The sequence below is a fragment of the Ralstonia psammae genome, from assembly GCF_958405935.1.
In the GTDB taxonomy this organism is placed as follows: domain Bacteria; phylum Pseudomonadota; class Gammaproteobacteria; order Burkholderiales; family Burkholderiaceae; genus Ralstonia; species Ralstonia psammae.
Genome location: NZ_CATZBU010000001.1, coordinates 595,895 through 613,224, shown reverse-complemented (window position 1 = coordinate 613,224; position 17,330 = coordinate 595,895). Strand labels below are relative to the sequence as shown.

16 protein-coding genes are annotated in these 17,330 nt (G+C 66.4%); 5 read left to right on the top strand and 11 right to left on the bottom strand.

Annotated features, from left to right (window positions below):
• Window positions 1–129 precede the first annotated feature (129 nt).
• The 4 genes from R2N16_RS02990 to R2N16_RS02975 are packed head-to-tail and all read left to right on the top strand — an operon-like array spanning window position 130 to window position 2,544.
• Complete coding sequence (locus tag R2N16_RS02990; RefSeq protein ID WP_316664100.1) at window positions 130–1,338, top strand: aminotransferase-like domain-containing protein; 1,209 nt, start codon at window positions 130–132, stop codon at window positions 1,336–1,338.
• A gap of 20 nt (window positions 1,339–1,358) precedes the next feature.
• Window positions 1,359–1,865, top strand: a complete 507-nt coding sequence (locus R2N16_RS02985; RefSeq protein ID WP_316664099.1) for a helix-turn-helix domain-containing protein — start codon at window positions 1,359–1,361, stop codon at window positions 1,863–1,865.
• On the top strand, window positions 1,865–2,281 hold the full coding sequence (locus R2N16_RS02980; RefSeq protein ID WP_316664098.1) for a VOC family protein: 417 nt from the start codon (window positions 1,865–1,867) through the stop codon (window positions 2,279–2,281). Before R2N16_RS02985 ends, R2N16_RS02980 begins: the two co-directional genes overlap by 1 nt.
• A complete protein-coding gene (locus R2N16_RS02975) occupies window positions 2,278–2,544 on the top strand; it encodes a hypothetical protein (RefSeq protein ID WP_316664097.1) in 267 nt (88 codons plus the stop codon). Before R2N16_RS02980 ends, R2N16_RS02975 begins: the two co-directional genes overlap by 4 nt.
• A 59-nt stretch (window positions 2,545–2,603) precedes the next feature.
• On the opposite strand, the gene R2N16_RS02970 is transcribed toward R2N16_RS02975, so the two are convergent.
• From R2N16_RS02970 to R2N16_RS02930, 9 genes are all read right to left on the bottom strand, one after another.
• Window positions 2,604–3,800: an MFS transporter gene (locus R2N16_RS02970; RefSeq protein ID WP_316664096.1), complete on the bottom strand. Its 1,197-nt coding sequence runs from the start codon at window positions 3,798–3,800 to the stop codon at window positions 2,604–2,606.
• Window positions 3,801–3,866: 66 nt separating this feature from the next.
• Entirely contained in the window at window positions 3,867–4,574 is a 708-nt protein-coding gene (locus R2N16_RS02965) for a glutathione binding-like protein (protein WP_316664095.1), read from the bottom strand.
• 94 nt (window positions 4,575–4,668) lie between these two features.
• Complete coding sequence (locus R2N16_RS02960; protein ID WP_316664094.1) at window positions 4,669–5,862, bottom strand: low temperature requirement protein A; 1,194 nt, start codon at window positions 5,860–5,862, stop codon at window positions 4,669–4,671.
• A gap of 30 nt (window positions 5,863–5,892) precedes the next feature.
• Window positions 5,893–6,528 (bottom strand): LysE family translocator, encoded by a 636-nt coding sequence (locus tag R2N16_RS02955; protein ID WP_316664093.1) that lies wholly within the window; start codon window positions 6,526–6,528, stop codon window positions 5,893–5,895.
• 646 nt (window positions 6,529–7,174) lie between these two features.
• Window positions 7,175–8,155, bottom strand: coding sequence for a DMT family transporter (locus tag R2N16_RS02950; RefSeq protein ID WP_316664092.1), 981 nt, complete (start codon window positions 8,153–8,155; stop codon window positions 7,175–7,177).
• A 107-nt stretch (window positions 8,156–8,262) separates the two neighbouring features.
• Window positions 8,263–8,985 carry an AraC family transcriptional regulator gene (locus tag R2N16_RS02945; RefSeq protein ID WP_316664091.1) on the bottom strand — a complete coding sequence of 241 codons (723 nt, stop codon included), beginning with the start codon at window positions 8,983–8,985 and terminating at the stop codon, window positions 8,263–8,265.
• Between the two features lie 174 nt (window positions 8,986–9,159).
• Window positions 9,160–9,516 (bottom strand): DUF427 domain-containing protein, encoded by a 357-nt coding sequence (locus R2N16_RS02940; protein WP_316664090.1) that lies wholly within the window; start codon window positions 9,514–9,516, stop codon window positions 9,160–9,162.
• A gap of 77 nt (window positions 9,517–9,593) precedes the next feature.
• Window positions 9,594–10,796, bottom strand: a complete 1,203-nt coding sequence (locus tag R2N16_RS02935) for an ammonium transporter (RefSeq protein ID WP_316664089.1) — start codon at window positions 10,794–10,796, stop codon at window positions 9,594–9,596.
• A gap of 255 nt (window positions 10,797–11,051) precedes the next feature.
• Window positions 11,052–12,077, bottom strand: a complete 1,026-nt coding sequence (locus R2N16_RS02930; protein ID WP_316664088.1) for a hypothetical protein — start codon at window positions 12,075–12,077, stop codon at window positions 11,052–11,054.
• Between the two features lie 323 nt (window positions 12,078–12,400).
• On the opposite strand from R2N16_RS02930, the gene icmF reads away from it, so the two are divergent.
• Window positions 12,401–15,688, top strand: coding sequence for a fused isobutyryl-CoA mutase/GTPase IcmF (gene icmF, locus R2N16_RS02925; protein WP_316664087.1), 3,288 nt, complete (start codon window positions 12,401–12,403; stop codon window positions 15,686–15,688).
• Window positions 15,689–15,700: 12 nt separating this feature from the next.
• On the opposite strand, the gene R2N16_RS02920 is transcribed toward icmF, so the two are convergent.
• Together R2N16_RS02920 and R2N16_RS02915 are read right to left on the bottom strand one after the other, a co-directional pair.
• Window positions 15,701–16,423, bottom strand: coding sequence for an aspartate/glutamate racemase family protein (locus tag R2N16_RS02920; protein ID WP_316664086.1), 723 nt, complete (start codon window positions 16,421–16,423; stop codon window positions 15,701–15,703).
• A gap of 10 nt (window positions 16,424–16,433) precedes the next feature.
• Entirely contained in the window at window positions 16,434–17,330 is an 897-nt protein-coding gene (locus R2N16_RS02915; protein WP_316664085.1) for an ABC transporter permease, read from the bottom strand.

Below are 17,330 nucleotides of genomic sequence, written 5' to 3'. Positions count from 1 at the left end.
CCTGTTGGTGCTCCTGTTAACCGGTTCGGTGGCGGCATTTTAGTCAGGGCTGTGACGTCGTGTTGGCATGCGCACCCGGCGCACATCACGTAAAGTGGCGGGCACTCGAACTACAGAGACACGCACGCCATGGAATTCCTGCAATCGCTGCTGGCACCCCGCCTGCAAAACGTTGAAACCTCCGCCATCCGCGAGCTGTTCAAGGTGCTCGGCAAGCCGGGCCTGATCTCGTTTGCCGGCGGCTTTCCTGATTCCGCCCTGTTTGACGTGGAAGGCCTGAAGGCCGCCGCCGACAGCGCACTCACCACCGACGCTGCCCGCGCGCTGCAATATGGCGCCACCGAGGGTTTCGAGCCGCTGCGTGAGGCCATCGTCACGCTGATGAAGGGGCGCGGCGCCCACGTCGCCAACACCGACATCCTCGTCACCACCGGTTCGCAGCAAGGGCTGGATCTGCTGGGCAAGGTACTGATCGGCGAAGGCGACACGGTGCTGACCGAAGCGCCCACCTTCCTCGCCGCCATTCAGGCGTTCAAGCTGTACGGCGCCAAGGTGGCCGGCGTGCCGACCGATGGCGACGGACTGGATGTCGACGCGCTGGAAAAAGTGCTTGCCACCGCGCGCCCCAAATTCCTCTACGTGATTCCCAACTTCGGCAACCCGAGCGGTGCGCTGATGAGCCTGGAGCGCCGCAAGCGCCTGCTGGACGTGGCGGTGCGCCACAACCTGCTGATTGTGGAAGACGACCCCTACGGCGATCTGTATTTCGACGCCCCTCCGCCGCCGTCGCTGTACGCGCTCTCGCAGCAGACCGACGGCGCACAGGGCCGTGTGGTCTACCTGGGCAGCCTGTCGAAGGTGATGGCCCCGGGCCTGCGCGTGGGCTGGATGATCGCCGCGCAGCCGTTGCTGGGCAACGCGGTGATGGTCAAGCAGTTTGCCGATGCGCACACCTCCACCTTTGCGCAGGCCACGGCCGCCGCATACCTGCGCAGCAATCGCCTGGACACGGTGCTGCCGCGCACGCGTGCCGCCTATGCCGAACGCGCCCACGCCATGGCCAACGGCCTGCGTGCGCTGCTGCCCGAAGCCGAGCTGACCTTCAACCGCCCGCGCGGCGGCATGTTCCTGTGGTGTGCGTTGCCGGGCCGCAATGCCGGTGATGTGGCCAAGGTGGCCATCGAGCGCGGCGTGGCCTTCGTGCCCGGTGCGGCGTTCTACCCCGTAGACCCGGATCGTTCGACGCTGCGCTTGTCGTACGCCACCTCGTCGCTTGCGCAGGTGGAAGAGGGCGTGCGCAAGCTCGCAGGCGCCATCGGCGAGTTCAAGCTGGACTGACCCCACTGGCGCAGGACGCGGTGGTACAGGCACACACAGACGCGCAGCAAGACCCCGCGCTACTGCGCCGCCTGCTTCGCGCCAAAGACCGCATGGACGCCGCCTCGCACGAGGCGTGGCCCGTCAAGCGGCTGGCCGAAGTGAGCGGCGTGTCGGAGGCGCATTTTGCGCGCTCGTTCAAGCAGGCGTTCGGCATTCCGCCGCACCGCTACCTGCTCACGCGCCGCATCGAGCAGGCTACCTCCCTGCTGCGCGACACCGACCTGCCCATCATTGAAATTGCCTACGCCACCGGCTGGGAAAGCCTCGGCACCTTCGGCCGCATCTTCCGCGACATCACCGGGCAGAGCCCGAGCGCCCTGCGCCGGCAGGCGCAGGCCAGCGCGCCGCTGCAACAACTCGACCGCGTGCCGGCCTGTGTGCTGAAGGCCGCGCAACGGCCCGACCTCGTCACAGCAGTTTCGGAGAAGCGCCGCCAGCTGGCGGACGGTACAAATCCGTCACCCACCAACAACAAGGAGCGGTGATGAGCCAAGGGATCAACGTCGTAGGGCTGTATGTGGACGACCAGGACGCGGCGCTGGCGTTCTATGTCGACAAGCTGGGGTTTCGCGTGCATACCGACGTGCGCAATGGCCCCTACCGGTGGCTGACGGTGCAGCATCCGGACCAGCCGTCGTTCCAGCTCGGCCTGTTCCAGCCCGGACCGCCTATTCACGACGAGGCCACCGCCCAGACGCTGCGCGCCATGGTCGCCAAGGGCGCGATGCCGCCGCTGGTGCTGACCGTTGCCGATTGCCGCGCGACCTATGCACAACTGCGCGAGCGCGGCGTGGAGTGCACGCAGGAGCCGGTCGAGCGCTTCGGCAGCGTGGATGCCGGTTTTCGTGACCCGGCCGGCAACGGCTGGAAGATGATCCAAGCTGCCGGAGGTGCCAAATGACCTCAATGCAGAACGCGCGCTCCGGAATCCGCCAGTTTCACCGCTGGGTGTCGATGGCCTTCACGCTCTCGGTCATTGCAAACTTTGTCGCCATGGGTGTGGGCAAGGGCGCCCAGCCGCCTGCGTGGATCACCTACGCGCCGCTGCTGCCGCTTGCGCTGCTGCTGTTCACGGGGCTCTATATGTTTGCGCTGCCGTACCTGGATCGGCGCGGCGCGCGCCGTTCGATCGATGATCGGGGCACGCCGACTGCCGCGATCTGAGCGCCGCACGTGGAGCGTTGAGCGCGGCGTGTGACGTTTTGCGGGCCAGATGCCCGTGTTCAATGGGCAACTGACGTAGTTGTCTGCTCGGCAGCTTGCGCCGGTGCATGCCGGCCGCCCAAGCGCCACACCACCACGGCCACCACATGGCACGCCGCTGCCGCCCAGCCGAGCATGCCGGGCCCGCCGTGGGCCAGCGCCAGCGCGCCCACGCTCGACCCCAGCGCAATCCCCACATACACCGCAGACGCATGCAGCGACAGCGTGATTGGCGACACCTCCGGCGCGAGGCGGATCAGCCTCGTGGCCTGTGCCGGGCCGAAGCCCCAGCCCGCCATGCCCCACAGCACGACCGCACCGATGGCGATGGCGCCCGCCGTGGCACCGTGCAGCACCTGCACTGACAGCGAGAGGAGCGAGAACGCCAGCACGATCCCTGCGCTGCTGACGGCCAGCACGCGTGCCACGCCAGCGCGGTCGGTCATGTGGCCGCCCAGGCCGGTGCCCAGCGCCGCAAAGCTGCCGACCAGGAACAGCACGATGCCCACGTGCTGTGGCGCGAACCCCAGCCCTTGCACAAAGAACGGCGCGACGTAGGTATAGAACGTAAAGCCACCCGCGGCCCACAGCGCGGACACCGCCAGCGCGCCCAGCATGCCGGGCCTGCGCGCCACGCTCAGGCGTTGCGCCAGCGTGGTCACGCTGTGCGGCAGAGCGCGCGGCAGGCCGAAGGCCAGGCCTGCCGTGGCCAGTGCCGACAACACACCGCATGCGATGAACGTCGAGCGCCAATCGCCCTGGGCGGCGATCCACGCACCCAGCGGCACGCCGAGCGCCACTGCCACTGTGCCACCACCCGTGATGATGGCGAGCGCCGAGCCGCTGCGCGCCGCCGGCACCAGCGAGGTCGCCACCGCGTTGGCCGTCGGCAGGAACACGCCGGCCGCCAGCGCGAGCAGCACGCGCGCCGCGATCAACTGCCCGAAGCCGTGCGCACTGGCGGCCAGCAGATTGCCCGCCGCAAAGATCGCCAGCGCGCCGATCAGCACGCGGCGCCGGTCGACATTGCCGAGCAGCGTCGCCATCACGGGCGAGCCCACGGCGTACGTGACAGCAAACACGGTGACGAGCTGGCCCGCTGCCGGCACGCTCACGCCCAGGTCTGCGGCCAGTACCGGCAGCAGGCCGGCGATCATGAATCCTTCGGTGCCGATGGCGAACGCGCCCAGGCACAACCACCACAGCGATGCCGGCATGGTCGGCTCCTGTCAGAAAAGGAAAAGCAAATGGAAGGGAGGCGGAGCGCCGAGGCTCCGCAAGAATCAACGCGCGGTGGCGCGTGCGGTCTGGCCGAACAGCACGCTGCGCTCGTCTTCCGAAATGTCTTCGCGGCGGCGCGAGTAGGCGCGCTCGACACCGGCATAAGCGCGCCGCGTGGCCGCACGTGCGCCAACGGCTTCGAACCAGCGCTGCAGGTGCGGGAAGGCGTTCAGGTCCTGGCCGTGCCCGGCGTGCGGCACGATCCACGGATAGGCCGCGATGTCGGCGATGGTGTAGTCGTTGCCGGCAATGTACGGGCGGTCGGCCAGGCGGCGGTCGAGCACGCCGTACAGGCGGTTGGTCTCTTTCGTGTAGCGGTCGATGGCGTAGGGCACGCGCTCCGGGGCATACACATTGAAGTGGCCGATTTGCCCGGCCATCGGGCCCAGACCCCCTACCTGCCAGAACAGCCACTTGAGCACTTCCATGCGGCCGTGCAGGTCAGCGGGCATCAGTTGCCCGGTTTTCTCGGCCAGGTAAAGCAGCATGGCGCCCGATTCGAACAGCACCACGGGGTCGGTCCCTTCGGCCGGGTCGTGGTCGACCATCGCCGGGATCTTGTTGTTGGGCGAGATGGCCAGGAATTCGGGCTTGAACTGGTCACCCCGGCTGATATCGACGGGGATGACGCGGTGCGGCAAGCCGGTTTCGGCAAAGAACAGCGCCATCTTCAGGCCGTTGGGCGTGGCGCAGTAATAGAGGTCGATCATGGTGGGGCCCTCGTGTTCTGTCATGTTGGTTGACAGATTAGGTGCGCGAGTGGCCTTTGGTAATGTCCAGAAACTGGAATTTTCAGGTGACCACTTATTGGCCGTGCGCCTGGGCGGGTTCCGCTGTCTCGCAGGAGCGTGCGTACCATTCCCACGCGGCGGTGCCGCACAGCACGCCTGTCGCCAGCGCGGACACGGCCAGCGCCGGCAGTTCAACCGCCGGCAGCCACGCGCCGCCCAGCACCACCAGGCCGACCACATGCGCCGGGCGCAACCGGCCGAAGATTGCCCACTTGAACAGCAGGTTGCCCAGCAGGTACAGCGCCGCGCTGCCCAGCACCGCCAACGCTGTCCCCGCATGGGCGTGGCCCACCGGATGCGCCAGCACGAACTCATCGGCCACCGCCCCGACGATGATGCCGGCCACCAGCACCACGTGGATGTAGGTGTAGGCCAGGCGTGCAAGCCGGCCCGGGTCGGCCGAATGCGACATGGTGTGCGCACCGCGCTCGGCAATCGTGTCGAAGTACAGCCACCACATCGCCAGGCTGCCGATGAACGACATCGCCATCGCTGCGATGTTTTCTGCGTTCCAGTCGAGCCCGGCGAACGTGGAGCCCGTTACCAGTACCGATTCGCCCAGCGCGATGATGATGAACAGCGAGCAGCGCTCGGCCATGTGGCCGCCTTCCACGTTCCAATCGTTGGTGGTGGAACGGCCCAGGCCCGGCGTGTAGAACCCCATCGAGGGCCCGAGCCATTCGATGGCCAGCGCGATGATCCAGCACGCCCAGCGCACGGAATCACCCGACAGGCCGCCCGCCAGCCACAGCACCGCCGAGACCCCGAGCCACGTGCCGATGCGCTGGAAGTTGCGCCGCATGGGCAGCGACTCGCCGCGCACGGCCCACAGAAAGAACAGCGTGCGCCCGAACTGCATGAACACATAGGCCAGCGCAAACGCCAGCCCGCGCGAGCCGAATGCCTGCGGCAGCGATGCCGAGAGCAGCAACCCCGCCGTCATCAGCACGAGCATCAGCATGCGGATGGCGAGTTTTTCGGGGTCGAGCCAGTTCGTCACCCACGACGTGAAGATCCACACCCACCACACGGCCAGCATCAGCAACAGCGCCTGCGCGCCGCCTTGCAGCGTGAAGTTGCTGATCAGCAGGTGCGAGAGCTGCGTCACCGCAAACACGAACACCAGATCGAAGAACAGTTCGATGTTGGTGACGCGGTGGTGGCCGTGAGCGCCGGCGGGCGCGGGGCGGAGGTAACTGCGGGGCATCGGGTGTCCTCGGTGCGGCTTGGACCGCGATCAGGCCGACTGCATGCCCAGCGTGAGCGTGCCCGCCCCCACCATCACCGCGCCGCCCGTGTAGCCGAAACGGCGTTGCGCAGCCACGCTGGTCAGGCGCTTGGCGAGCAGCTTGGCGGCCAGCGCGTACATCGATGCGTTGGCGGCGGCCAGGACGACGAAGGTCGGCAGCAGGATCACGCTCTGCGAGAGGAAGGTCTGATCGGCCGACATGAATTGCGGCACGAATGCGACGAAGAAGACGATGCTCTTCGGGTTCAGCGCGGTGACCGTCCAGGCGGACAGGAAGCGGCGGCCAGCGGACTTCTGCTGTACGGGGAGGGTGGCCTCGGGCGCGTCGTCGCGCAGGCGGCGGGCGCTGAGGATGGACTTGATGCCGAGATAGACGAGGTACGACCCGCCGATGAGCTTGAGCGCCGTGAAGGCCGCGGCCGAAGCGGCCAGCAGCGCGCCCGCACCGGCAAGGGAGACGGCCATGGCGGTCGTGTCGCCCGCCGCCACGCCGGCAACGGTGCTCCACGCCGAGCGGCCACGGTTTGCCAGCGAATCACCAATCACCAACAGGATGGTCGGGCCGGGGATGAGCAGGATGATGATGCTGGCGCCGATGAAGGCCAGCCAGGTTTGGAGGGTCATGGGGTGGCTCGCTGTGTTGTTGGGGGAGGGGACACAGTTATCCATGAAAAAATTGGGGCGTCAAATGGGGAGGAGCGGTTTTCTTTGTTCTTGGTTTTGGTGTGGGTGGTGCATCCCCTTTTCGTACCCTGCCGGGCGCGACTCACTTTTCTTTGTCTTGCCAAAGAAAAGTAAGCAAAAGAAAGGCGTGCCCGAGATGGCGAAAGATTCCTTGAATTTGCGTAACCGGGCGGAGGCGGGGAAAACTCGCTTCGCTCAGACAGTTCCCCACCTTTTTTCCGCCCGCTTACGAAAATTCAAGGCGCCATCAAGGGCCTAACGTCAAAAGAGAAAGGCCAACCCATCGCGCGGTTGGCCTTGTCGTTTGGGCCGGCGCCCCGAGGGTTTGGGTTTGTCCTTTGACTTTCCTGCCTCAGATGGCGCCTTGAATTTCTGTTGCAGGGAGGAAAATGAGGGGAGGCTGTCTGAGCGCAGCGAGTTTGCCTCTCCTCCCTCCCTGCGACATAAATTCAAGGAGGGGGTCGCCATCTCGGGCGCGCATTTCTTTGCTTACTTTCTTTGGGCAAGACCAAAGAAAGTGAGTCAGCCCCGGCAGGGGATGAAACAAGGGATGAATCACCAACAAAAAACCATCCGCAAAAAAAAACTACCCGTGCCTCCGCGCCGCCAACCCCACCCCACTCACCAACAAAACCGCAGCCGCCACCTCAAGCCCATGAGGCCATCGAGCCTCATAGATAAACCCGTACAACAACGCAAACACCGTCTCAAACACAATCAACTGCCCCGACAGCGTCAACGGCAACTTGCGGCTGGCCGCATTCCACAGGCTGTTCCCCAGCACGGACGCGCCCAGCGCCACACCCATATTCACCAGCCAGAACATTCCCCAGGCCGATGCGGGCTGTGCAGAAGCCGTCGCCATTCCGGGCATGAAAAACGCCGGTACGGCCAGTGCCAGTGACAACACCCCGGTCGCAACGCCAGTCAACAACGACCACTCCCGGCTCGTGAACTGCGGACGCGCGCGCAGGTACCTCGCATTGCACACCGCATACACCGTCCAGCACGCGAGCGCGCCCGCTGCCATCAGCAGACCGATGAAATAGGTTCTCCCGCCCGCGTCCGAATGTGCGTCGGGCGCATCCAGGTAGATGCACACCACGCCCGCGACGGCCATCAGCAGCGGCAGGGCCAACCGCCGCAGGGGCAGGCTGCCCCGTTCGGCCGCGCCGGCCAGCGTGACCGTCACCGGCAACAACCCGACGATGAGCGACACCGGCGCCACGCCCGCACGCTGCACTCCACCCGCCACGCACAGGTAGTACAGAATGTTGCCCGGCAGCGATAACAGCAGCAGCGCCGCCCAATCGCGCCGCGTCGTCTTGCGCCACAGCGTGCGCCACACCGGCAGCGCCAGCACCAGCGACAACACGCCATACAACACATACCGCGCCGCCGAAAGCGCCAGCGGCGAGAACTGCGGCAGCATCTTCGGCGCGACGAAGATGACGCCCCACAGCGCCCCGGCCGCGACGCCGTAGCCGATGCCCGTCAGATGGTCGCGCCGTGCATCGTGCTGGCCGTGATGAAGATGCGTTGCAGTCGAGGTGTCGCCAACAGCCATGGAGCGTCTGCCCGGGAAGAGGAATCGAACCGGCACTCTGCGCGTGCGTGCGCCGCGCGTCTTGGCGAAGACGGCTGCGCTTTGGCAAAAACGGAAATGGGCGGGGCTTAGCGCCGCACAGCAGCAGGCGTGATGCCGCGGGCGGCCTTGAGGTGGCGCGTGAGGGCGCTTTGGTCGTAGTAGCCGGTGCGCGCGGCAATCTCGGCGATAGGCAGGGCGGTGGTCTCCAGCAGCGTCAATGCATGGCGCAGCCGTACCTCGGCAAGATGCGCGTGCAGCGTGGTGCCGTATGCGGCACGGAACAGTGTGGCCAGACGGCGCGCGCTCACGCCCGCTTCTGCGGCGAGCGCATCGACGGTGAGCGGCTCAGCGTAGCGGTGTTCGATGGCATGCCAAACGCGCTCGGCACGCGCATCGGGGCGTGTGCGCATCTGCGCGGACTGGTTGGCCGGATGCGCGGCGAGTGTCGCCAGCGCGAGTGATGACCACGCATTGGCCAGCACGGTATCGACGATGGGCGCGTCTTGCAGCCACGTCGTCAGCGCGCGCAAGCCCGGCGTGAGCGGAAAGAACACGCGATCGGCCAGGCCGCCCAGGCTGGGGGCGTCCACGGTTTGCCCCGGAATGTCGAGCACGATGAAACGGTTGGCGCCCGTGGCTTCAAACGCATGCGTGGCGCCGGCGGGGATGAGTGCGGCGTGATGCGTGTCGACACGGCCGCCGCGGCCGTCCACGTCCATCTCCAGGATGCCGCGTGCGGGCATCACGACCTGCATGAAGTCGTGCGAGTGCGGGGGCGCGGCGAGGCCGTAAGTGCGGAAGTCCAGCATGATCGGTCGAGGATAGCACCGCGCTGGGGGCAAACGGGAGGCAAAAAAATGCCCGGCCACAGATCATTCTGCGCCGGGTCTTGGAACGTTCACGGAAAGAGGATCCGTGAGAAGAGGAACACGCATATCGTGCGCGGCTTGCATGACAGCGGCATGTCAGCCGCGCCTGCGCACTTACGCCTCCTGGATCGTCACCTTGTCCGGATAGAACGCGAGATAGCCCGCGACTTCGCGCGCGACGGGCTTGGGCTGTTCGTAAGTCCAGACGGCGTTTTCGGCGCGCACATCAGCGGCCACGATGGTGTAGTACGACGCCTCACCCTTGTATGGGCAATGGGTGTGATGCTGCGTGCGCTCCAGATTGTTCATCCGCACATCGTCGCGCGGGATGTACTGCACCGGCGGGTACGACGCCTCGCGCAGCGTGCGCGCCAGACGCGTGTCGGCAATGGTGAAACCGTTGAGGCTCACTGTCACACGGCGCGGGTTCGACTCCACGGTGATGGGATGATTCGGATCGATATCGGGCATGCGGCACTCCTGCAGTTGGCGGGGGGAACACCCCTTGACTGTAGCAAGCGCCGCGCGCGCCCTGCGTCGGCCCTTGCTTACCAGTGCGTTTCCGATTCCGGCGTGGACGAGACGCGATGGATGGCCAGGTCGGCGCCCATGAATTCGGCCTCACGATCCAGCCGCAGCCCCACGAACTTGCGCAGCGTGCCGTACACCACCGTGCCGCCGATCAGTGCAATGGCAATGCCACCTGCCGTGCCCGCCAACTGCGCCCAGAACGACACACCGCCCAGGCCGCCGAGTGCCTTCAGGCCGAAGATGCCGGCCGCAATGCCGCCCCACGCGCCGCACAACCCATGCAGCGGCCACACGCCCAGCACGTCGTCGATGCGCCAGACGTTCTGCACGCGCGTGAACATCCACACAAACAGCACGCCGGCAATGCCGCCAACGGCCAGCGCGCCCAGCGGGTGCATCACGTCGGAGCCGGCGCACACGGCCACCAGGCCGGCCAGCGGCCCGTTGTACGAGAAGCCCGGATCGTTCTTGCCCATCCACCACGCGGTGAGCGTGCCGCCCACCATCGCCATCAGCGAATTGATGGCGACGAGGCCACTCATCTTGTCCAGCGTCTGCGCGCTCATCACGTTAAAGCCGAACCAGCCCACCGCCAGCACCCACGCGCCGGCTGCCAGGAACGGGATGTTCGAGGGCGGATGCGCGGCAATGCGGCCGTCGTCCTTGTAACGGCCGTGGCGTGCGCCCAGCAGCAGCACGGCCGGCAGCGCGATCCAGCCGCCCACTGCGTGCACCACAACCGAACCCGCAAAGTCGTGGAACTCGGCGCCCGTCACGCTCTGCAGCCAGTGCTGGATGCCGAAGCGCTCGTTCCAGGCAATGCCTTCAAAGAACGGGTAGACGAAGCCCACCAGCACGAAGGTCGCCGCCAGTTGCGGCTCGAAGCGCGAGCGCTCGGCAATGCCGCCCGAGATGATGGCCGGGATGGCTGCCGCGAAGGTCAGCAGGAAGAAGAACTTCACCAGCTCGTAGCCGTTCTGCTGGGCGAGCACGTCGGCACCGGTAAAGAAGTTAACGCCGTACGCGATCGAATAGCCGATGAAGAAGTACGCGATGGTCGACACGGCAAAGTCGACCAGGATCTTGACCAGCGCATTGACCTGGTTCTTTTTGCGGACGGTGCCCAGCTCAAGGAACGCGAAGCCGGCATGCATGGCCAGCACCATGATCGCGCCCAGCAGGATGAAGAGCGCGTCGCCCCCGGTTTTGATGGAGTTCATTGCGGTTGTCGTGCGGGTTGAGGATCAGCGCCATCCGGGTGCAGTGTGTGCCCACAAATGACGCAAAAAGCGCCGACTGATGCAATTCCTGTTCCAACGCTGTGCAAAAAGGCGACATGGCGCACCATGGCCGTGCGCGCGGGGTCGCTACCGGACCGCGCGTTGGCCGCGGCCCAAAATCGGTGCGCAATGGCTTGTATTTGGTGCGTTCGGCGCGCCGGATGCGCCGTGATGGTGCTTTCCCGCTGGGGCGGGCTAGGGCTTGGCGCCCGACACGCTGAACGATGCGGCCACGGCGTTCCACAGCGGTTCGTACCGCCAGCGCACCGCACTGGCCTGCTCGGGCGACGTGGCGGGAGACTGCATGTGCAGCATCAGCAGCGCGCCGTCGGTCGGCACCATGAAGACGCGGCCGACCAGCGTGTTGCCGGTGGCGCGCGGGACATGCGGGCCGGGCGATTCACCGATGTAGCTGGCCCACACGCCGGTGCGCCCGCCGAACGGTTGCGTGCCCCAGCCGAGCAGCCGGCAGGGGCCTGCCACGGCTTGCTTGACGGCATCGCGCATCCAGCGCGGTTCCCGACTGTCGGGTACGGCTTCAAGGTCGCCTTCAGTGGGGCGCACGATCAGTTCAAGGCGCGACAGCCCCGAGCCGCCCTGGTTGGCCCACGCGCCGATTGCCACCCGCGCCGGGTCGGGTTTGCGCGGCGCCGTGGGCGGCACGCGTTCCCAGGAGAACGGCAGCCGCAGGTTCAAGCTCGCGCCGCGCGCATTCGGCCAGTCAGACAACGTCACGGCCTGGGTAAAGCGGCTGCCCAGCTCATCGGCGGGGCGGTCGTCGTAGACCACCGCCAGCAGTGTCTGCAGCGTGGCGCGATCCTGGCTGCCTTGCGCACGCGCAACCACGCGTTCGGCAAGGGCGTGGGCGGTCTGGGCAGTCTGGGTGGCGACACCCACGCTGGGCTGGTGAATGTCCAGCGCGCGCTCGATGAGCAGTTGGCGCTCGTCGTCGGACAGCGGGATGCCAGCGATCAGGCGGCGCGTGCGGGCCAGCGCCTGCGGGAAGGTGTTGTCGAACTGGGTACGGGCGCGTATCAGCTCTTCACGCTGGCCGGGAAAGCGCTGGATGGCGCGGTCGAGCGCCTGCGTCTGCACGGTCAGGAAACCAAGCACGCTGATCAGCCCCGGGATGGCGCCGGGCGTGTAGTCCCACGCCAAGGCGTGGCCGGACCACGCCAGCAAGGCGGTCAGACACCAGCGCATCGTTGCGCGGCTTGGCATTTGGAATATCTCCCCTGTGGCCGGACCCGTTGCCGACCAAAATCCGACTCTAACGATTTGTATCGATTGTGTGCAAGCTGGGTATTGCACCGAGGTCGGACCGTTCCGGTCCCTTGGTTTGCGCAAACCGGCCGGGGTGGCGGCGCGCTTATTTGGATTGAATGACTGCGCACCGGCGCCATGAAACCCGGCGCCCGTGCGGCCGGTCGACGCGCGCGTCAACCCCGAAAATACTGTCTCTTCGACCCGCCGACCGGCACGCCACGCCTTGTGCGTCGTACAACACATCCAACGCCGGCGCCCCACTTATCAAAGGTGGAGACATGACCGATCTTTCCGCCGCCCGCGCGGCCGATCCCACGCCTGCCAGCGAGCCCGCGCCGGTACGCAACAAGGTGCGCTTCGTGACGGCCGCATCGTTGTTCGATGGGCATGACGCGTCGATCAACATCATGCGGCGCATCCTGCAATCGATGGGCTGCGAGGTGATCCACCTCGGCCACAACCGCTCGGTGGACGAGGTGGTCAACGCGGCGTTGCAGGAAGACGTGCAGGGCATTGCTGTGTCCAGCTACCAAGGCGGTCACGTCGAATACTTCAAGTACATGATCGACGCGCTGCGCGCACGCGGCGGCGAGCACATCCAGGTGTTCGGCGGCGGCGGCGGGGTGATCGTGCCTGCGGAGATCCGCGAACTGCAGGACTACGGCATCGCGCGCATCTACAGCCCCGAAGACGGCCAGCGCATGGGGCTGGCCGGCATGATTGCCGACATGGTGCAGCGCTGCGACATCGATCTCTCTACGTATGCACCGGCCACGCTGGAGCCCGTTGCCAATGGCGACCGCCGCGCCCTGGCACAACTGATCACTGCACTGGAATCGGGCCGCATCGATCCGGCCTTGCGCGAGGCCGTACACGCGGCTGCGGTCGCCACGCCGACTCCGGTGCTCGGCATCACCGGCACAGGTGGCGCGGGCAAGTCGTCGCTGACCGACGAGCTGATCCGCCGGTTCCGGCTCGACCAGCAAGACGCGCTGCGCATCGCCGTCATCTCGATCGATCCGTCGCGGCGCAAGTCGGGTGGCGCGCTATTGGGCGACCGCATCCGCATGAACGCGATCAACCATCCGAACATCTTCGTACGATCGCTCGCCACGCGCGAGGCCAGCCGCGAGATCTCCGATGCGTTGCCCGACGTGATTGCCGCATGCCGCGCGGCCGGCTTCGACCTGATCATCGTCGAGACCTCCGGCATCGGGCAGGGCGATGCGGCCATCGTGCCGCATGTCGATCTGTCGCTGTACGTCATGACGCCCGAATTTGGTGCCGCCAGCCAGTTGGAGAAGATCGACATGCTCGACTTTGCCGATCTGGTGGCTATCAACAAGTTCGACCGCAAGGGCGCGCAGGACGCGTGGCGCGACGTCGCCAAGCAGGTACAGCGCAACCGCGAGCAATGGCACGCCCGGCCCGAAGACATGCCGGTGTTCGGCACACAGGCCTCGCACTTCAATGACGACGGCGTGACGGCGCTGTATCACACGCTGGCCGATCGGCTGACCGAGCGCGGCATGGCGCTGGCCGAGCGCAGGCTGCCGCGCCCGGGCGGCAAATGTTCCACGAGCCACCGCGCCATCGTGCCGCCCGCGCGCGTGCGCTACCTGGCGGAGCTGGCCGATGCCGTGCGCAGCTACCACCACCGCGTCGATGCGCAAAGCCGCCTCGCGCGGGAGCGTCAGCAATTGCAGGCCAGCCATCGCATGCTGGAGCAGGCCGGCGCCACCGTGCAGACGCTGTCCGCACTCGACAAGCAAGCGGCCGAGCGCGACGCGCAACTCGGCGCCACCGAACGCAAGCTGCTCGGCATGTGGCCCGACCTGCGCCGTGCGTATTCCGGTGACGAATACGTCGTCAGAATCCGCGACAAGGAAATCCGCACGCAGCTCACGCACATCACGCTCTCCGGTACCACCATCCGCAAGGTCGTGCTGCCGCCGTATGAAGACGACGGCGAAGTGCTGCGCTGGCTGATGCGCGAGAACGTGCCGGGCAGCTTTCCGTACACCGCCGGCGTATTCGCGTTCAAGCGTGAGAACGAAGACCCCACGCGCATGTTCGCGGGCGAGGGCGATGCCTTGCGCACCAATCGACGCTTCAAGCTGGTCTCGGAAGGCATGGATGCCAAGCGGCTGTCCACTGCGTTCGACTCCGTCACGCTCTACGGCGAAGACCCGGCGCTGCGCCCCGACATCTACGGCAAGGTCGGCAACTCGGGCGTGTCCATCGCCACGCTCGGCGACATGGAGGTGCTGTATGACGGCTTTGACCTGACCAGCCCTGCCACGTCGGTTTCCATGACGATCAACGGGCCGGCGCCGACGATCCTGGCGATGTTCATGAACACCGCCATCGACCAGAACCTCGCCAGGTTCCGCGCAGACAACCACCGCGAGCCGACGCAGGACGAAGAGGCGAAGATCCGCGCATGGGTGCTGCAGAACGTGCGCGGCACGGTGCAGGCCGACATCCTCAAGGAAGACCAGGGGCAGAACACCTGCATCTTTTCGACCGAGTTTTCGCTCAAGGTGATGGGCGATATCCAGGAATATTTCGTGCACCAGCAGGTACGCAATTTCTACTCGGTGTCGATCTCGGGGTACCACATTGCCGAGGCGGGGGCGAACCCGATCTCGCAACTCGCGTTCACGCTTGCCAACGGTTTCACGTATGTGGAGGCGTACCTCGCGCGCGGCATGCACATTGACGACTTCGCACCGAACCTGTCGTTCTTCTTCTCCAACGGCATGGACCCCGAGTACAGCGTGCTCGGCCGCGTCGCGCGCCGCATCTGGGCGGTGACCATGCGCGACAAGTACGGCGCGAATGAGCGCAGCCAGAAGCTGAAGTACCACGTGCAGACGTCGGGCCGCTCCTTGCACGCGCAGGAGATTGCCTTCAACGACATTCGCACGACACTGCAGGCGCTGATCGCCATCTACGACAACTGCAACAGCCTGCACACGAATGCCTACGACGAGGCGATCACCACGCCCACGGCCGAATCCGTGCGGCGCGCGCTGGCGATCCAGCTCATCATCAACCGCGAATGGGGCTTGGCCAAGTGCGAGAACCCGAACCAGGGCAGCTTCATCATCGACGAACTGACAGACCTGGTGGAAGAGGCCGTGCTGCAGGAGTTCGAGTGCATTGCCGAGCGCGGCGGCGTGCTGGGTGCGATGGAAACCGGCTACCAGCGCGGCAAGATTCAGGAAGAGTCAATGCTGTATGAGCAGCGCAAGCACGACGGCTCGCTGCCGATCATTGGTGTGAATACGTTCCGGAATCCGGATGCGGAGAGCGTGGTGCCGCCGCACATTGAACTGGCGCGGTCCAGCGAGGAGGAGAAGCGGAGTCAGCTCGCGCGCTTAGCGGCGTTTCATGCGCGGCATGCGGGGGAAGCGCCTGCCATGCTGCAGCGCCTGCAGCGGGCGGTGATGGAGGATGAGAACGTGTTTGCGGTGCTGATGGACGCGGTGCGCGTCTGCTCGCTCGGGCAGATTACGCATGCGCTGTTCGAGGTCGGGGGGCAGTACCGGCGCAACATGTAGCCGGCACCCGGTTCAAGCGTGCGCGGCGGGTTCAATCCATGCCGGCAGCACGCCATGCCCTCCGCGCGGGGCATGCCACACCTGGCGCGCTGCCGCTGTCACGCTATCGACGAGCGGTACGGGAACGTGGGGTTGCAGCCGCTGTGCGAGGCCGGCCAGCCCAGCGCCGCCCAGCACGATGGCGTCCACCGGCTGGCGGCGCAGGACGGTTGTGCAGGCGCCAATCAGGATCTGTTCGGCCGCATCCGGCGCGGCATAGAGCGCCGCCCCGTCGAGTTCGACGGTATGGATGTCGCGCACGGTGTGACCGTCTTCAAGCGTGGGCAGCAAGCGCTCCAGGATCGGCCCCCACGCATGGCCCCCCGTGATGACTGCGCACGTGCCGTACGCTGCGGCTTCCATCAACGCGGCTTCCGCCAGGCCGGTGACCGGGCACGGTGCCACCTCGCGCAGCGCGAAGAGCCCAGGGTCGCCAAAGCAGCCGATGATGGCGGCGTCGGGGGCGGGGTGTTGTGCCGTCGACCACGCATCGAGCGCGGCATGCGCGGCAACCGCGTAGCCAACTTCGGTGGCGATATAGGGCGCGCCAAAGCGTGCCGTGATGGACTCCACAATGACGTCGCCGGGCAACGCGGCCTGCACGAAGCGCGTGAGGGTCTGCGTCAGCGCGCCCGTGGTATTCGGGTTGATCAGCAGCAGCCGGCGCGGGCCGGCGGACTCCGTAGCGAGGGTCATCGGCGCGCGTTCAGTCAACACGCCCGGCGCTCTGGCGGCGGCGCAGTCGAACGATGGCCAGCATCGTCAGCCCCATGACAATGAGCGACACCACGGTGGTGAGCGTGCCCAGCGCATAGATGGCTGGCGTCGTGACGGTGGTGGTCAACCCTTGCAGCTCGAGTGGGAGCGTATTGACGTCGCCGATCGCCTGCGAGGTGCGTGCAATCTCGTCCCAACTGAGCGTGAAGCCGAACATGCCCACGCCGATGAGCGAGGGTGCGATCAACGGCAGCACGACATGGCGGAACGTCTGCCAGGGCGTGGCACCCAGGTCGCGAGCGGCTTCTTCGTAGGCGGGGTTGAAGCGGTTGAAGACCGCAAACATGATGAGCAGGCCGAAGGGCAGCGTCCACGTCAGGTGCGCGCCGAGCGCAGACGTCCACAGGCCGAGCGTGGTGCCGAAGCTGTCGCTCTGTTCGGTCGCGCCCAGTGCGGCCAGCAGCGCTTTGATTCCCGTGTCGACGAGCCGGAACTGCAGGCCGATGCCGAGCGACACCACGATCGACGGCATGATGAGGCTGGCCACCGTCACGTAGAACAGCGCGCCGCCACCGCGCAGCCGCTTGCGAAAGGCGAGCGCGGCCAGCAGCGAGAGCCCCATGGTCAGCGCCATCACGACTGCACCGAGCGCCAGCGAGCGCCGGAACGCCGCGCCGATGTCGACCACGCCCAGGCCCTCGGCAAGCTGCCGATACCAATGCAACGACAGCCCATTCATCGGAAACGTCAGCCCGCCTTCCGGACCCTGGAAACTGAGCGCGAAGATCGTCAGCATCGGCCCATACAGGAACAGCATAAACAACGCGAAGAGGCACGCCAGCGGCCAGAAGCCGGGGGCGCGGGGTTCACGAAAACGCGCTCGCAT

Bases quoted from the DNA above. Each gene is read 5' to 3' on its own strand.
- R2N16_RS02990 (WP_316664100.1), top strand. From the start codon at position 130: ATGGAATTCCTGCAATCGCTGCTGGCACCCCGCCTGCAAAACGTTGAA.
- R2N16_RS02980 (WP_316664098.1), top strand. From the start codon at position 1,865: ATGAGCCAAGGGATCAACGTCGTAGGGCTGTATGTGGACGACCAGGAC.
- R2N16_RS02975 (WP_316664097.1), top strand. From the start codon at position 2,278: ATGACCTCAATGCAGAACGCGCGCTCCGGAATCCGCCAGTTTCACCGC.
- R2N16_RS02970 (WP_316664096.1), bottom strand. From the start codon at position 3,800: ATGCCGGCATCGCTGTGGTGGTTGTGCCTGGGCGCGTTCGCCATCGGC.
- R2N16_RS02965 (WP_316664095.1), bottom strand. From the start codon at position 4,574: ATGATCGACCTCTATTACTGCGCCACGCCCAACGGCCTGAAGATGGCG.
- R2N16_RS02960 (WP_316664094.1), bottom strand. From the start codon at position 5,862: ATGCCCCGCAGTTACCTCCGCCCCGCGCCCGCCGGCGCTCACGGCCAC.
- R2N16_RS02955 (WP_316664093.1), bottom strand. From the start codon at position 6,528: ATGACCCTCCAAACCTGGCTGGCCTTCATCGGCGCCAGCATCATCATC.
- R2N16_RS02950 (WP_316664092.1), bottom strand. From the start codon at position 8,155: ATGGCTGTTGGCGACACCTCGACTGCAACGCATCTTCATCACGGCCAG.
- R2N16_RS02945 (WP_316664091.1), bottom strand. From the start codon at position 8,985: ATGCTGGACTTCCGCACTTACGGCCTCGCCGCGCCCCCGCACTCGCAC.
- R2N16_RS02940 (WP_316664090.1), bottom strand. From the start codon at position 9,516: ATGCCCGATATCGATCCGAATCATCCCATCACCGTGGAGTCGAACCCG.
- R2N16_RS02935 (WP_316664089.1), bottom strand. From the start codon at position 10,796: ATGAACTCCATCAAAACCGGGGGCGACGCGCTCTTCATCCTGCTGGGC.
- R2N16_RS02930 (WP_316664088.1), bottom strand. From the start codon at position 12,077: ATGCCAAGCCGCGCAACGATGCGCTGGTGTCTGACCGCCTTGCTGGCG.
- icmF (WP_316664087.1), top strand. From the start codon at position 12,401: ATGACCGATCTTTCCGCCGCCCGCGCGGCCGATCCCACGCCTGCCAGC.
- R2N16_RS02920 (WP_316664086.1), bottom strand. From the start codon at position 16,423: ATGACCCTCGCTACGGAGTCCGCCGGCCCGCGCCGGCTGCTGCTGATC.
- R2N16_RS02915 (WP_316664085.1), bottom strand. From the start codon at position 17,330: ATGCGAGCGCGTTTTCGTGAACCCCGCGCCCCCGGCTTCTGGCCGCTG.